The organism is Chloroflexus sp. (assembly GCF_034432675.1).
Classification (GTDB): domain Bacteria; phylum Chloroflexota; class Chloroflexia; order Chloroflexales; family Chloroflexaceae; genus Chloroflexus.
This window is the reverse complement of sequence record NZ_DAOUBI010000051.1, coordinates 1-16,187: the sequence shown is the minus strand read 5'-3', so window position 1 is coordinate 16,187 and position 16,187 is coordinate 1. Positions and strand designations below refer to the sequence as shown.

The window sequence follows — 16,187 nt, the reverse complement described above, 5'->3', positions numbered from 1 at the left end:
ACTCCGCTGACGTGAGAGGAGCTTTGCACAGCGCAGGCTGAACAGGGATAACCTGTCGTAGTGATGGGCTGTGGGAAGCTGATGTTGCCCACAGCCCGTTTTTATGGGGCTGTGGCGTTACAGGCGCATCACAGCCCTTTGTAGTTCCTCCACGTCACGGTTCGTTCATCGCAGGGTTTACGGTATACCACCAGAAAGGATGATCGCTATGTCGGCATACGACGCCATCGCCAATATCGCTGAACCCCGGACACAACTAGACGTGGAGGAGACTATCGTGATTATTCTTGAACGAGATGGCTCGTTATCATATCATCCACCGCAATCGCAGCGGAAACGTCGTGCGCAGACGACGATAACGGCAGCAACGCCGAACGATTTACCATCGGCGACCTTAATTGAGCGGATCATTCGTATAGCTTTTGATATAGCAGGTGTTCATCGGCTGGAGGTGCGTATCGATGAGTCGTAATATTGCACCCGCTGTCACCCATACATCCACCACGGAGAAAACGCTCCGACTGATTGGCACCGTTTTGCGTGCCCAGAGTGGCTTCTTCTGGGTGCAGACCGAACAGGGTGTCCTCGAATGCCGGCTGCGCGGGCGTTTGAAGAAAGAGCGGCAGGCCACCGATCTGGTTGTGATCGGCGATCAGGTTGAGGTCATGCCGGTTGGTAACGGTCAGGGCGCGATTGAGGCTGTCTTGCCCCGTCGCAGCCGACTGGCCCGACGAGCCGCTGGGCCACGCGGCGCTTACAAAGAGGACGTGATCGTTGCCAATGTCGATCAGGTATTGCTGGTCTTTTCCTGCACCAAACCTGAGTTCACGCCACGCATGCTTGACCGCTATCTGGTGATATGCGAACACAGTGAATTGCCGGTTGTGATTGTCGCTACGAAAATTGATCTGGTGGGGCAGCATGCGGCTGAGGCGATGTTTAGTCCGTATGCCCGGATTGGCTATCCGGTCTTTTACACCAGCATCGTCAGCGGCGAGGGCATTGCCGAACTGCGCAGCCAACTGGCCGGACGTATCAGTGTGGTCACCGGCAAATCGGGGGTTGGCAAGAGCAGCCTGCTCAACGCCATTCAACCCGATCTCAATCTGCGCACCGGTGAGATTAGCGAGCGACTAACCAAAGGCCGCCATACGACGACCGTTGCCGAGTTGATTCCGCTCGATCTACCGGGCGGTGGCTATGTGGCCGATACACCGGGTATTCGGGAGATTGGGCTGTGGAATGTGCCAGAACGTGATCTGGCCTGGTGCTTCCGTGAATTTCGCCCATTTCTCGACGACTGCTACTTTGCCGGATGCACCCATCTTCACGAACCGCATTGCGCCGTCCGTGCCGCAGTGGAGCGGGGTGACATCACGGCAGCCCGGTACGATAGTTACGCCCGGCTGATGGAGAGTGAAGACGAGGAATAGTAGCCTGCCCAGGAGGAAACTATGATCACCTCATCGCGCCCCCGCCCAAAGGTGATGACCGGCGAGAAGGTCTTTTTGAGCCACGTCTTTGCTGAAGATGCTCCACTTTTGGCGCAATGGTTTGCCGATCTGGAATTCACCACTCTCCTGGGTCAGCAGGGGCGTAGTTTTACCCTGGAGCAAGAACAGCAGTGGATCACAGAGAGCACGGCGGCAAAAGACAGTGAACGTTCGTTTGCGATAGTGCTGTGTGCCAATGAGCAATTGATAGGTACGTGCAATCTGCGAAGCATCGATTTATTGCACGGCACCGCCGAGTTGGGCATTGCTATCGGCGACAAAACGGCCTGGGGGCAGGGGTACGGTCGTGAAGCTGTCCGCTTACTCGTCGCGTATGGGTTTCGCTACCTCAACCTGTACAGCATCAGGTTATGGGTACATGGTTTCAACGAACGTGCCCGTCGCGCTTACATGGCAGCCGGCTTTCGCGAGGCAGGCCGGCTGCGCGGGGCAACGCTGTTCGACGGCCAGCGCTACGACCGTATTCTCATGGAAATCACCCGCGACGATGTTCGCTGAAGTGAGGCATGTAGAGTGGGCGAATCCGCTGATAGACGGCATCCCAGGTCAATTCGCACCAGACCCGCGCTCGTCCGGCAGCACCGAGGGCGCGGGCAAGTGCTCTATCACGCAGTAAGCGGTCGATAGCCGCTGCAATACCCGGCACATCGCCGAACCGCACCAGCAAGCCATCAACACCGTGCCGCACAACCGCAGGAACGCCCCCGGCACGGGCGCCAATCACCGGAACCCCGTTACACCACGCTTCGAGATACGTAATCCCGAAGCTGTCAGTGCGTGATGGTTGCACGTAAAGATCGGCTGCCGCCAGTGCATCACGGCGTGTCGTATCATCAACATAACCGAGCACACGCACCCGCGCCTGTTCAGCCGGACTGAGGGTAGCGATTGTCTCGGCAAAACTACCAAAAGTCGGCCCGCATTGTACCCACACTGCATTACTGCCCTGTGCCCACAACTGACGCATAGCAGCCAGCGTATGCATGGTGCCCTTATCGAAAGCGGCAACCCCTAGGCTCAGAACCAGCGGGCCATAGATTTGATGGGTTGCGCGGAAGCGCTGACCGTCACCGCCGGTCACTTCAGCCGGGTTCACCCCAGCCCCAACCGTTACGATCTGCTGTGCCGCTACTCCACGCCGTATCAGGTATGCCCGCTCAAGATCGGTCATCGTTGCCACCCAGCTTGCCTGTCGTAACAGATCAAGCTGATGTGGCATCGCGTAGTAGCGTACCACTTGCTCACTTCCCGGTTCACCCAAATGCACGAAGGGGGTACAAAGGTGGGGGAGACCACGCTGACCTGCCCAGCGCACAACCGGGAGGAGCGCAAAATCGAGGGTGATGTTGGTGGTATGCACCACCGCGACATCGGCGAGATAGGGGTCGGCCAGGAATGCCTCCAGATCGGGAAGCCGTGGGGTTAAGGTCGCTAATCGACGGAGGATCGGGATGGCGGGACGACCCAGCCGGCCCAATTCCACCATCAGGCGCCGGATGATGGAGTAGAGGATAGCTGGCGCAGGTAACCGCCGGATCGGCAGCCGCCGTATCACGACACCATCGTGCTCACCAACCGGTTCAGGAATCCGGCGCTTCCCGGCCATCCAGAGGTGTTCGAGATCGAAGGCGTCAGTTGCCAGCACTGTGACGCGATGACCTTCAGCGACTAGCCGCTTCCCGATTTCTTGAAAATAACGAGCCGCACCGCTTGGTGCTGGCCAGTAGAGTTGAACAACGTGTAGAATGTGCATGCAGTATCAGCACCTTATTCTGATCATCTGGCGGTCTGTTGCAATCAGTGCTGGCAGCATCATAACAAATCTGGGGGACTACGCAAGCAGGTGTGGGATGGTGAGCAAGTGGTGCTATGGGTAGACACGGCTTGCTGTGCTCCTAACCCCATGCTGAAGCCTTTTCATTACCCACAGTCACGCTGCGTTAGGCCGGGCTATAAGCGCTGACCGTGGTGCGAGTGGCGTGGCGCGAGCTTCCAGCCTGCGTGCAGGCATCCCCACTACATAACCGCACCTTTGTAAGTCGCAATGTGGTTCGTCTTCCAGCCTGCGTGCAGGCATCCCCCCTACCGCCGGCAGGTGCTGGCCGTGGCCGCTGGTGCGCAGGCTAGAAACCTGCGCCACGGGCCGGCACGTCCTCCCCTTCTGCCCCGCCGCCACTATTCCGCGTTCTGTCCATAAGATGATCACCTGCGTGATTCGTGTAGAGGCGGGTTCTGAACCCGCCCCTACAGACGATACCCGTAGCCGGTCATATTTCTACACGAGGCACACGGTGAAGGGGGTAGCGAAAGGGTACAGGTTGGATCACCCGCCCTACATTATGCGTATGGTATAGATTTCCAACCCGTCTCAAAGCCCCTCACACCTATTAGAACCTATTTCAAAAAACATTTACGAGAAGTTCTCTCATGCATTACTGACAGACTTTATGATTGTGAGGAGCATACGGCATCCCGGTGACCAGCAGGGTCAACAGCGCGACACGCACCGGATCGTGAGCACGGCTGCTGCGGCAGCATGGCTGCCGCACTCCAAACGCTGCGACACGCGCATGACGTGCGGGCAAGGCAACCGGTCCAGCGAGTGATGGCACTGGAGATGGTCATCAGTACTCCTCGCTTCCATACTGGCAGACTGAGAGCAGGATATACTGGCTTTGGTGATTGGCAAGCGTCCATGATACTGTGTGATATGTCGGTAGCACAACAGCACAGCTTTTATGAAATAAGCTCTAGCGTGTCATGCCTGCGCTGTTTTCCAATCTTGAGCGATTCTGTGTATCACGTCCTGGCGCCAGGGATGCGGTGATCTGTGATTATCGGTCCTATTCACAACAATCCGGGAGAATCACCTGCGTGATTCGTGTAGGGGCGGGTTCAGAACCTGCCCCTACACATCCCTACGAACGGTGCATGTGCCCGTTCACATTGCCACACGAGGTTTCCTATCCCCTATCTTCTACCTCCTATCCCCTATCTTCTATCTCCTACTCATCCCAACTGCGCCTGAAGTGCCTCTGGCGTCGTAACCGGCATCTGGCAGGCAAACTGCTCGCAGAGATAAGCGGTCGGCTGCCCATCAACCATCGGGCGGTCGTGCAGGAGTGGGCTGAGCGTGACGACCGGATCGTCGGGCGTGGCTCGTGCAATGACCAGCCGGGGACGATACACAGATCGCGCTACTGCCAGCATTGCCTGCGTCACCGGATGATCGGGCGGGCCGATAATTGCCAGCTCTCGCCGCGGCCCCAGCGCTAGATCGGCCGCACACAGCATACGCCCAAATCCCAACGGAAATCGCTTGAGCAGAGGTGTTGTCTGTTGCAGCGTCTGCATAGCCAGCGTTTCATACCTCTCGTGCCCGGTGATAGCGTAGAGCCGCAGCAGGGCAACTGTGGCCGCCGATGAACCGGACGGTGTTGCATTATCACTCAAATCACGTGGACGGGTAACCAGGGCAGGTTGATCTCGACCGGTATCGAAAAACATGCCGGCCTGATCATCCCAAAACAGATCGATCATCACATTGGCCAGATCAATGGCGGTAGCCAGATAGCGGGTATCGCCGTCGGCAGCATGGAGTTCGATCAGGGCATCGCAGAACAGGGCATAATCATCGAGAAACGCCGCCGGTCCTGGCCGCCCATCCTTCCAGCTTCGCAGCAACCGGCCATCATCACGCCGAAGGTTGGTCAGCAGGAAATCAGCACACTGCCGCGCTGCATCCAGGTACGCCGGCACACGAGAACTTGCCACTGCCAGCGCACGGATCGCCATCGCATTCCATGCCGTAATCACCTTCTCATCACGGAACGGGCGGGGTCGTCGCTCGCGCAAGGTGCGCAGGATTGGGCGGGCACGGGCAACGGTCGCTTCAAGCCGTTCTACCGACACGCCTAGCATTGCGGCAACGGCAGCGGCCGGTCGGGGTACGTGCAGGATCGAACGTCCTTCAAAATTACCTTGGCGCGTCACCCCGTAGTAGGCGCCAACCAGCACCGCATCATCGCCCAGCGCTGCTCGCAATTCATCGGGCGTCCAGATGTAGAACGCCCCCTCTTCGGCGTGAGATGCACCGGGTGTCGGCAAACTGTCAGCATCCTCACTGCTAAAGAACGCCCCATCAGGATGGCGCAGATCGCGTAGCATGTAGGTGAACGTCTCATCGGCAATACGGGCGAGGAAGGTATCACCGGTGACCTGGGCCGCCAGATGGTAGACCTCAGCCAGCAGGGCATTATCGTAGAGCATCTTCTCGAAATGGGGCACCAGCCAGCGCTCATCGACACTGTAGCGGTGGAAGCCTCCGCCGACCTGATCGTACATCCCACCCCGCGCCATCTGCTCAAGCGTCTGCTGAAGCATTGGGAGCGCCTGTACATCACCGCGTAGATGGGTGCGCAGCAAAAACTCTAGTACGACCGGCTGCGGAAACTTTGGCGCATCGCCAAACCCGCCATACTGCGGATCGAATTCACGCCCGATCTGGGCTGCTGCCGCCATCAGCAATTCTTCGTCGAGGGGAAGGGTTTCAGGCAACGGTCGGGTGAGCAACTTGATATGTTCGAGCAGCTCGTGTGCGGAAGCGGTCACATCCGCTCGTCGGGTTTTATACGCCTCGGCTACCGAGAGCAGCACCTGCCGCCAACCGGGCATCCGGTAGCGAGCGGCTTTGGCATCGGGTGGAAAATAGGTACCGGCGAAGAACGGTGTTCCATCAGGCAGACAAAACACATTGAGCGGCCAGCCGCCTCGCCCAGTCAGCGCCTGCGCTGCCGCCATATAGATATTGTCAAGATCGGGACGCTCCTCGCGGTCGACCTTGATATTGATGAAATACTCATTCTGAACAGCCGCCACTTCCGGGTCGGCAAAACTCTCGTGGGCCATCACGTGGCACCAGTGACAGGCAGCATACCCGATACTGACTAGAATGGGCTTATCCTCACGCCGGGCGCGTTCGAGAGCCTCTTCACCCCACGGATACCAATCAACTGGATTATCGGCGTGCTGTTGGAGATACGGACTGGCTTCGTATGCCAGCCGGTTCAGTGGACGTGACCCAGCGTTCATGCTGCCTCCTTGTTTTCGATAGATGTTCCCGCTCAATTGTAACACACTCGTAAACGAACAAACGTTTCATTTTATTAGACAGAAACGCCTGGATCGGGTATAATACGAAATAGCAAACATCGCATAATAATGCGCTAAAACCGACCTAACGGAGTAACAAATGGAAATCGGTATCGTCCGGCCCGTCAACATCACCAATGAGATGCGGACGGCCTATCTCAGCTACGCGATGAGCGTCATCGTCTCACGTGCGCTCCCGGATGCGCGTGATGGCTTGAAGCCGGTGCAGCGCCGTATTCTCTACGGCATGTGGGACATGGGCTTTCGCAGTAATCAGCCATACAAAAAGAGTGCCCGTATCGTGGGCGATGTGCTCGGTAAAATGCATCCCCACGGCGACAGTGCCGTCTACGATGCGCTGGCCCGTATGGCTCAGCCCTGGAGTATGCGGTATCCTCTGATCGATGGCCAGGGTAACTTCGGTTCCATCGATGGTGATCCGCCCGCAGCGATGCGCTACACCGAAGCGCGCCTGGCGCCAATTGCCGAAGAGTTGCTCAGTGAGATTGAGAAAGATACCGTCGATTTTCGTGATAACTTCGATGGCAGCTACCGCGAGCCGGTCGTGCTCCCTGCCATTCTGCCCAATCTGCTGCTCAACGGTGCTTCCGGGATTGCGGTTGGTATGGCAACCAACATTCCACCGCACAACCTCGGCGAACTCTGCGATGCGATCAGCTATCTGATCGAACACCCGGAGGCCACGGTTGAGGAGCTGATGAAGATTATCCCCGGCCCTGATTTTCCAACTGCCGGCCTGATTCTGGGCACCGAGGGGATTTTAGCTGCGTACAGTACCGGGCGTGGGCAGATTACGCTGCGCGCCAAGACCCATATCGAAGAGGCCGGGCGCGGTGCCTTTATGATCGTCGTCACCGAATTGCCGTATCAGGTCAACAAGGCGCGTTTACAAGAGCGAATTGCCGAGCTGGTTAAAGATCGCAAGATCGAGGGTATTCGCGATGTGCGTGATGAGAGCGACCGCACTGGGATGCGGTTGGTGATCCTCTTGAAGCAAGATGCCCAACCAAAGAAGGTGCTCAATGCGCTCTACAAGCACACCCAAATGCAGACGACCTTCGGGATCAATATGCTGGCATTGGTTGAGCACGGTCGCCAGCCTCGCGTCTTGACCCTCAAACGCCTCTTGCAAGAGTACATCACCCACCGGCAAGAGGTTATTCGCCGCCGAACCGAGTTTGATCTGGCTCGTGCCCGTGAACGTGCCCACATCCTGGAGGGCTTGAAGATTGCACTCGATAACCTGGACGCCGTCATTCAGACCATCCGCGACTCGCGAACTGCCGAGAGCGCCCGCAATAACCTGATGAGTAATTTTTCGCTTACCGAGCGTCAGGCCCAGGCTATCCTCGATCTTCAGTTGCGCCGTCTGGCTGCGCTTGAACGTAAGAAGATCGAAGATGAATATCGGGAGGTGATCAAGCTGATCGCCGAGCTGGAAGATATTCTGGCCAATCCGCGCAAGGTGTTGCACCTTATCCAGCAAGACCTTGTTCGCCTGAAAGAAAAATATGGCGATCCGCGACGCACCCGCATTATTCCTGATGTTACCGGTGAAGTGAGCGACGAAGACCTGATCCCCGATGTGCGGGTGATGATTACTTTGACCGACCGTGGCTATATCAAGCGTCAGTTGCCTGATGTCTACCGCACCCAGCGTCGTGGAGGTCGGGGTATCAAGGGTATGCTGACCAGAGAACAGGATATTGTGCGCCACCTGTTGACGTGCAATTCGCTTGATAACCTGCTCTTCTTCACCGACCGCGGCAAGGTCTATCAACTGAAGGCGCACGAAGTGCCCGATAGTTCCCGCACGGCAAAGGGGCTGCCGCTGGTGAACCTAATTTCGCTCGAACCAGGTGAACAGGTGACGTCAATGCTGGCCGTGCGCGAGTTTGACGCCGAGTATCTGGTGATGGCGACGGTGCGCGGTAAGATCAAGCGTACACAGTTGCGTGAGTATAGTCAGGTACGCTCGAACGGCTTGATTGCGATTGGGCTGGAAGAGGGTGATGTGCTAGGTTGGGTTCGGGTCAGCCACGGCCACGAAGACATCTTGCTGACAACGGCTCGTGGTCAGACACTGCGTTTCGAGCAGAGCGAAGTGCGGCCAATGGGTCGACCGGCAACCGGCGTGATCGGGATTAATCTGGCAGACGGTGATCGCGTTGTCAGTATGGATCTGGCTGAAGAGGGGGCCGATCTGCTGGTTGTCACTGCGCGCGGGATAGGAAAGCGCACGGCACTTTCTGAATATCCGGTCAAAGGTCGGGCTACCGGTGGCGTGATAACCATCAAACTGCGCAACGATCTTGACGAAGTTGCTGCTGCGGCAGTTGTCCGTGAGCATTCGCTACTCACCTTTATTACTACCGGTGGGATGGTGTTGCGCACCAGTGCCAGCGAGATCTCACGCCTGGGTCGGGCCACGCAGGGGGTGACCATTGTCAATGTGGCGACCGGTGATCGGGTGGCTGCGCTATCGGTGGAAGACCCGGAAGAGAACGGTAACGGCTTTACACCGACATTGATCGATCCGTTGTCGTAGGGGCAGGGGACAAAATACTGGAATCAAATCTGGTGTCATCGTGGTCGCAGCGCATTATCCACCGCTCACGCCGACACCGCTCCTGGGCGTGGCGGCGCAGCACCAGCGTTTCTGCTGCGCACGCCATGGGATCACATGCCGATAGTCCTCGTTCCAGGCCCTATGCATTACCCACATGTCGCGCTACGTTAGGTCAGGCTGCATGTGCTCCCCGTGGCGCGGGATTCCAGCCCGTGTGCAGGCATCATCGCCACTACCGTCAGGTACTGGCCGTGGCTGCTGGTGCGCAGGTACGAACCTGGTACAACCAAACGTCTACGCGCAGGTATCGCATACATGCCTGACCGACTCGATGAGCGGTACGAGCACATTCAGCACCTCCGTGACCCGGATGGGTAACCGTATGCTACGCGCCGGATCGTGAGCGCGGCTGACGCGGCAGCATGGCTGCCGCACTCCAAACTGCGCGACACGCGCATGACGAGTGGGTACGGCAATCCATCCAGCACGTGCCGGCACGGCTGGAGCGGCGCACTGGCACCGAGTCGGTCGCCCAAAACAGCAACAATAGCGATCATACCAGCCGATACGCACGTGGTTGACACCAGGTATGGGTAATGCATAGGTTCCAGGCCGGGTTGCCCGTGGCACGTAGTTTGGAGTGCGGAAGCGTGCCTTCCGCACTAGCCGTGCTCACGATCAGGGGTGGGACGCAGCAGTTTTCCCACCGGTCACAGGGACGACGTGCGGGCATCGCACGTCCGTCTGGCTTGCCCATCCGTGATGCACTGCCTGCATGTAAGCGATGGCGCGGGTTGTGTCGCAGGTGTTCAGATCACTTTCGCACTCGTCACGTGACAGTGGCACAGGTAATGGACGAGCGTAAGCAGGAAGCCACTCCTCAGAGCGAGGCAAATCCTATCACTGGACTGATGAACAGTGATAGGTTGTCTCAACAGTGATGCACCTATCCCATCAATGTCAACGAAGATTTGCTACTTACACCCTAGCGTTCAAGCAACGCGGCAATCCGTTCGGCGAGTAGCCGTAAACGAATCGGTTTAGCAAGGTATTCATCAGCTCCGGCTTCGAGACACCGTTCACGGTCGCCGGGCATAGCCAGCGCCGTTAAGACCAAAATCGGCAAATCACGAGTGGCTACCTGATTACGTAAGTGCTGCATCACTTCAAAACCGCTCATCGTGCGCAGGCGGACATCGAGGAGGATTAAACACGGCAATTCACCCTGAATATAGGCCAGGGCCTCTTCACCTGACTCGACATGCACCACCCGATACCCACAGCGGCGCAGGTAGTCGGCAATCAAGGTAGCACTGGCAACATCATCTTCAACCATCAGGAGTGGGCGATTACCGGCCCGTGGCGAGGCGGCAGGCAACTCGGTTGGGTGAGCATCTTCCTCCCGCTCTTGCTGATCGAGTTGTTCCAGAAAGCGATATTGCTCGTCCGGTTCCCAGGGCAGCGTGACGTGAAAACGACTCCCAACTCCCACTTCACTTTCGACGCGAACACTGCCACCGTGAAGGCGAACCAGTTTGGCCACCAGCGCCAGCCCCAGACCGCTACCGGTCACCTCTTTCTGCCGTTCACTCTCGATCTGCTGGAATGGCTCAAATAAGCGCACAGCATCTTCAGCCGAAATCCCTATCCCGGTGTCCCATACTGTAAAGCGCACCGCTCCCCGTTCTGGCTCACCACGTACCTCTAGCCCCACCTTACCACCGGCTGGGGTGAACTTGATGGCATTCGAGAGCAGATTAATCAAAATCTGGCGCAGCCGTCGTTCATCAGCCAGAATGACCTGAACCGCAGGATCAATGTCGAAGATCAATGACAGATTAGCGCGTCTGACAAGGTCTGCCACCAGTGAGCGCAAAGACATGCAGACATCTTGGACTGAAACCGGCGTCAGGTCTAGCTCCATCCGACCCGCTTCAACTTTGGCAATATCAAGATAGTCATTGATGAGCGAGAGCAGATGCTGACTACCTTTTTTAATGCCATTAATCGCCCCCATCTGCTCATCACTCAATGGGCCGACCAACTGTGCACGCAGCAGGTCTACCATGCCCAAAATGGCCGTGAGCGGGGTGCGTATTTCATGGCTCATACTGGCCAGAAACTCGTCCTTGATCTTGGTGGTTTTGAGCAAACTGGCATTAATGCGGGCCAGCTCAACATTCTGCCGTTGCAGCCGATCTTTCAGCAACTGTAATTCATTCCGCTGTTGGGAGCGTAGTTGTTCGATAACGCTGCGTTGGGTCGTATCGGTCACGATCTGGATCAGGCCGGTGATCCGCCCATCCTTATCAGTAAGAGGGATCGTCAAGAGATCGATGTAGAGGGTAGAACCATCTGGCATCTGGCGGTTGATCAACGTCAAGTGAAGGCGATCCCGTTCGCCATGCAATATCTCGACCAGTGCCATTTCATTACCGAATAATTCTGGCAATAAATCGATTAAATGCACCCCAACCGGTGGCTTGCCGCCAATCAGGGCCAGCATGCCACCGGCACTCTGGATGCGCAGATCGGGATCGACCACGACATACGCATTTCCAGTTTCGATTAATACCCGTTGTTCAACCGATAACAACATCGTCTACCTCACTTGTGGCTGTTATGTGTCAGGTCGCCACCGGTCAAAGTTTCATCCACCTGCCGAATTGATAGTTCAGACACTCGCTCACGGCGACCATTCTGTCGTGATGCCGGGCTAGGGCAGAGCGAACAGCAGGTGCCAGAAGACTCTCCCGTCGTTTATGATTAAACCTGTGATTAGCTTCATCTGCTTATCCTTAGAGCCATCCGAGAAGTGGGGTGAGATGGCATTTCGCCCTACGAAAAGTGTCTCAGAAGCGATTCTTCGGATAGGTTCTTAATATATCTTGATATCTACAACTCAGGGGCGTGGGAAAGGAGTTACAAGCGATGGCGGAATTGGCCGCACTAATCCTACCCATCGCGACGGAACCCAACCGATGAGTTGGACAGCCTGTTGATCGATCCGAACATCAACCCGCACCTGGTACCAATCGCCATATTGCGCCAATACGATAACAGGCGCATTTCGCGGTGCTACGATTGGGCTACGCTCGCTCGCCTCATCTGGGAAGCTGTATAAATACACGTTCCCCGTCATCACACCATCGTATGGAATCGGTGTCACGGTTGGTGTGGGTGTGATCGTCGGGGTTGGAGTACGGGTTGGGGTAGCCGTTGGCGTTGCCGTTGCGGTTGGCGTCGGCGTCGGCGTCGGCGTTGCAGTTGGGGTAGCCGTCGGCGTTGCGGTCGCGGTTGGCGTCGGCGTCGGCGTCGCCGTCGGTGTAAAGAGCGTTGCCATGCGAGCCTCAACACTCATCACCCACCAGCCACAAAGAAAGAGGGGTGAGAGAGCGATCAACAGCAGAAAGACCAGGACTGCTCGCTGAATAAAGGTGTTTTGTGGGCGGCTACGATCAACCTGAATAGTAGCCAGCGATATACGTTCACGAATCAGGGCTTCGATCTCACTAACCAGATCTTCATCATCACCGGCAAAATTGCGGAGACGGTCATAGCGTCCTTCGTGGATCGCCACCAGCGTCTGCCGTAATTCTTCGCGGAAGCCTCGCGGTTCAACGCCGGTGATCACGGCTGCCAGGTAAGCGGCACTCCCACTTGCAATCACGATCTGACGTGACTCATAACTGATGGCGCCAAGCTCATCACCTTCACCCAGTGCATCACGGGCAAAGTCGCGAATAGCGGTGAGCATGCCACTGACCAGATCGCGATCAGCAGCCGGGATACCCGGCGCGGCAAGATGACAGATCAAAATGCCGGAATCGCGTTGGATGAGAAAGACTTCCTGTACCGAAAACGGTAACTGGCTGCGCAGCGCATACTCACCGGCAGAAATACCCTGGGCGCGTGCCTGCCAGTAGCCGGGGTCGAGCATCAGTAGGGGGCCGGTGCGAATACGTGTGTCGATCTGCGAGGCCAGATCGCGGATTGCTTCGGTTGCCGCCCTGGCGATCATCGCCCCGATCACCGGGTAGAGCGCATCAATAATATCTTCACGCGCCTTGTAGACTTGCTGGCGGATAGCCTCGCCAATGGCCGGTGCCAGTGCACGAGCGATCTCATCTTTTGATGTTGTAATCTGCTCAGCCAGAATGTTGGCAATGACCGGACTAATCCGGTCTACTAGCGCCTCCGGCTTCAGCAGGACACGTCGTAGTTCTTCAATCTCGCGACTCTTTTGTGGATCGATAGCCATAATCGCTCGTACTACCAGTCTGCCTATTCATCTTTGGCAGAGGAGAGGCCATCGAGCAAACCGGCGACCGTACTTCCGGTTTCCAGCCGGGTGGCAATTTCAATCAGCATACTGGCCAGCGCTTTGCGGTCAGTCTTCTGATTATCCAGGCGGTCAGCGATCCGCCGCAGCTCAGCCCGTAGCGCATCTTCGGTACTGCGAATTTCGCGTCGTAGTGCCTGTGTGCGCTGTTCGAGCAGATCGCGCGTTTCGGCCAGACCGGCCCGACCGGAGCGAATTTCAAGATCGTGGTGACTCTGCACGCGACGCAGTTCGCTCACACCATCACCTAGACCGGTAATTGCTGCTTCGTGCTGCCGGGCCTGGGCCACAACTTGTTGCAACAGCGACTCGCGAGCGCGCTGACGCTCAGTTTCACGCCGCAACTCATCATTGAGCCGCCGGGTTTCGACTTCGAGGGCGTCAAAGCGACGCTGAACGCTCTTTTCCACCTCGCCTAACCGGTCTTGCAATTGGCGCACATCTTCGGTGAGATGTTCAAGCTGGCGACGAAGATCGCTAAACATGCGGGCATACTCTTCCATTTGCGGGCCAAAGATGATCTCCCGCAGCCGATCAACCTCAGCCTGACGTGGCTGGCGAGCATTCGAGCCAAGAATGATCTGGCGCACTCGCTCAAGCTCTTCCGCTTCTTCTTGCGGAGTTCTGATCCCGTTTACTTCATCAGTCATACCGTCCCCTTTCGCTGCCAGATGCGACGCCCTAGGGTGTGGAATAGTTCACTGACACCTTCACTGGTGCGAGCACTGGTGAACATCCAATCAGCTTGAAGTGCTTCTGTTACTGTCGCAATCTCTTCGTTGGTAATGCGCCGCTGTGTGGTCAGATCGATCTTATTTGCCGCGATGACGAATGGGGTATGCGGACTAGCCAAGTGAAAAGCTGTGGCATATTCGTGAAGTGCAGGTAACGTTTCAGGTCGGGTTACATCACAGACAAGGATGGCACCTGCCGCACCGCGATAATAGTTCTGAACTACCTGATCAAACTTCTCACCACCGGCTGTGTCCCAGATGATGAGGTTGATTTCGGTTTGATCGAAATGCAGGGTGTGCCGATCGATTTTGACGCCAAGCGTGCTCAAATAGCGCTCGTCGAAGACACCTTCGACAAAGCGACGAATCAGGCTGGTTTTACCAACCGAGAATTCTCCTAGTAAACAGATTTTGGCGGTGAGTCGGTTCACAGTCTGTTAAAACAAGTAGAGATTATCCAAATGACGATATATATTGTAGCACAACTTATCATCCACAGTGCGGAGATCGTCAACTGCTAGTTTTGTACTTAAACGTGGATGACTGGTCTGACGATAGGTATAAGCAATGATGTGTACTATATACAGATGTTTGTTGGTCTGTCATTTTTCTCGTATGCGCAAGCATTAGAGTATAAGCAATGATGTGTGCTATATACAGATGTTTGTCCTCTGCTAGTGATGTGTGAAAGTTTAAAATTAGACTTATGGTGCGATAGTGGGTAAGGCGGGTTTCCTGTCAAACTGGCCGGCTCTCCAACCGTCCGGCCGGTCATCCTTTAGGCTCCCGCAGCCGCATAGACGTTCACAGGCTTCTTGGCGATACGGCGATGCATCAGGCCAGCCACAATTCGCACCACCCGACCATGTCCACTACGCTGATGACGGTCTACCTGCCGCAGGACTTGAAAGCGGTTCATACCGGCCAGGATATGTTCGACAACGATACGGTAGCGCACCAGAACGCGATTGTACGCTTTCTGCTCTTCGGTCAAGGGATGATTGCGGCGGGCTTTGAAAGGTTGATAGAGGCGTTTGTCGGGATAGTCGTTTTGCAAGCCATTATAGCCTTTATCCAGCGTGGCAGCTTCCCCTTCCTCCAATTGGCCGATCAGGTCGGTCTACCGCAGCAACGTCAGGTATGGGTCTGACCACCGGGTACACGCTTCGACACGGCTTCAATCAGCCCATCCGGACGTACGCACTTTGGTTCTTCAGGGTATGGGCCTTTTTCTTCCCTGAAGTGTAGGGCTTCTGCCGGTCTTGGGGCTTGCCCTGCTCATCCTTCCCGGCTTTGGGGCGCTCGATGCGTTGCTCCTTGACATCAATCACCAGATGCACGTCGGAGAAAGCGTCCATCACCGCCCCAGCCGAACGGAGTTGCTTACGCTCCGGCCCCGGCCGGTCATAGGTGAAGGTGGTCATCGTATCCAACGTTGTCAGGATGCCTTTGAGATGGTCCTCGATGTTGGTCTTGTCCAACCCGTAGAACAAGCCCATTACCTCATAGGTGGTGTACACCCGCAGCCAGAAGAGGGTCATCGGCAAGCGGTCGCGCAGGGAGTACCGATGCTTTCCCCCGGCTCCCACGGCCCGTTGACGCAGCGTACCTTTTCTCTTGGTAACAGTCAGGTTGGCCAGCCGTTGGGCATGGGCGACGACGAACTCATCAAACAGCCGGTCAAAGGCCTCCAGCGTCATACCGATCAGGCTGAGGGCAGCTCGGAGACGACGGGAAAGTTTTTTGGCTCTCTGGGAATTCCCGTGATGTACTGCCAGATGTGGGACAAATTACCAATTTGTCCTGCGAATTACCGCTATATCTGGCGGTATACCACGCCGATTCCCAATGAGCCA

At 56.5% G+C, this 16,187-nt stretch carries 13 protein-coding genes; 5 read left to right on the top strand and 8 right to left on the bottom strand.

Annotation, left to right across the window (positions count from 1 at the left end):
* Window positions 1-208: 208 nt before the first annotated feature.
* From VAE55_RS04335 to VAE55_RS04325, 3 genes are read left to right on the top strand one after another with little or no spacing between them, the layout of a single operon-like run.
* A complete protein-coding gene (locus VAE55_RS04335) occupies window positions 209-472 on the top strand; it encodes a hypothetical protein (RefSeq protein WP_322814582.1) in 264 nt (87 codons plus the stop codon).
* Complete coding sequence (gene rsgA, locus VAE55_RS04330) at window positions 462-1,433, top strand: ribosome small subunit-dependent GTPase A (protein WP_322814581.1); 972 nt, start codon at window positions 462-464, stop codon at window positions 1,431-1,433. Before VAE55_RS04335 ends, rsgA begins: the two co-directional genes overlap by 11 nt.
* 21 nt (window positions 1,434-1,454) lie before the next feature.
* A complete protein-coding gene (locus tag VAE55_RS04325) occupies window positions 1,455-2,012 on the top strand; it encodes a GNAT family protein (protein WP_322814580.1) in 558 nt (185 codons plus the stop codon).
* Here the strand turns inward: VAE55_RS04325 and VAE55_RS04320 are convergent.
* Both VAE55_RS04320 and VAE55_RS04315 read right to left on the bottom strand, forming a co-directional pair.
* Window positions 1,990-3,267 (bottom strand): glycosyltransferase family 4 protein, encoded by a 1,278-nt coding sequence (locus VAE55_RS04320; protein ID WP_322814579.1) that lies wholly within the window; start codon window positions 3,265-3,267, stop codon window positions 1,990-1,992. The two genes, VAE55_RS04325 and VAE55_RS04320, sit on opposite strands and share 23 nt — an antisense overlap.
* Window positions 3,268-4,523: 1,256 nt before the next feature.
* Window positions 4,524-6,605 carry a thioredoxin domain-containing protein gene (locus tag VAE55_RS04315; RefSeq protein WP_322814578.1) on the bottom strand — a complete coding sequence of 694 codons (2,082 nt, stop codon included), beginning with the start codon at window positions 6,603-6,605 and terminating at the stop codon, window positions 4,524-4,526.
* 160 nt (window positions 6,606-6,765) lie between these two features.
* Here VAE55_RS04315 and gyrA point away from each other — a divergent pair, with 160 nt between their 5' ends.
* Window positions 6,766-9,234, top strand: coding sequence for a DNA gyrase subunit A (gene gyrA / locus VAE55_RS04310; protein WP_322814577.1), 2,469 nt, complete (start codon window positions 6,766-6,768; stop codon window positions 9,232-9,234).
* A gap of 443 nt (window positions 9,235-9,677) precedes the next feature.
* Window positions 9,678-9,836: a hypothetical protein gene (locus VAE55_RS04305; protein ID WP_322814576.1), complete on the top strand. Its 159-nt coding sequence runs from the start codon at window positions 9,678-9,680 to the stop codon at window positions 9,834-9,836.
* Window positions 9,837-10,240: 404 nt separating this feature from the next.
* Here VAE55_RS04305 and VAE55_RS04300 read toward each other — a convergent pair whose 3' ends face one another.
* The 6 genes from VAE55_RS04300 to VAE55_RS04275 all read right to left on the bottom strand — a co-directional run bounded on the left by VAE55_RS04300 (window position 10,241) and on the right by VAE55_RS04275 (window position 16,031).
* Complete coding sequence (locus tag VAE55_RS04300; protein WP_322814575.1) at window positions 10,241-11,854, bottom strand: ATP-binding protein; 1,614 nt, start codon at window positions 11,852-11,854, stop codon at window positions 10,241-10,243.
* Window positions 11,855-12,157: 303 nt separating this feature from the next.
* Window positions 12,158-13,516 (bottom strand): SH3 domain-containing protein, encoded by a 1,359-nt coding sequence (locus tag VAE55_RS04295; RefSeq protein ID WP_322814574.1) that lies wholly within the window; start codon window positions 13,514-13,516, stop codon window positions 12,158-12,160.
* A 23-nt stretch (window positions 13,517-13,539) separates the two neighbouring features.
* The gene (locus VAE55_RS04290; RefSeq protein ID WP_322814573.1) at window positions 13,540-14,247 is read right to left on the bottom strand and encodes a hypothetical protein; all 708 of its coding nucleotides are present in this window, start codon (window positions 14,245-14,247) and stop codon (window positions 13,540-13,542) included.
* Window positions 14,244-14,762 (bottom strand): Rab family GTPase, encoded by a 519-nt coding sequence (locus tag VAE55_RS04285; protein ID WP_322814572.1) that lies wholly within the window; start codon window positions 14,760-14,762, stop codon window positions 14,244-14,246. Before VAE55_RS04285 ends, VAE55_RS04290 begins: the two co-directional genes overlap by 4 nt.
* Window positions 14,763-15,109: 347 nt before the next feature.
* A complete protein-coding gene (locus VAE55_RS19095) occupies window positions 15,110-15,388 on the bottom strand; it encodes a transposase family protein (protein WP_416181166.1) in 279 nt (92 codons plus the stop codon).
* A gap of 124 nt (window positions 15,389-15,512) precedes the next feature.
* Window positions 15,513-16,031 carry a hypothetical protein gene (locus tag VAE55_RS04275; protein ID WP_322814570.1) on the bottom strand — a complete coding sequence of 173 codons (519 nt, stop codon included), beginning with the start codon at window positions 16,029-16,031 and terminating at the stop codon, window positions 15,513-15,515.
* Window positions 16,032-16,187: the final 156 nt, after the last annotated feature.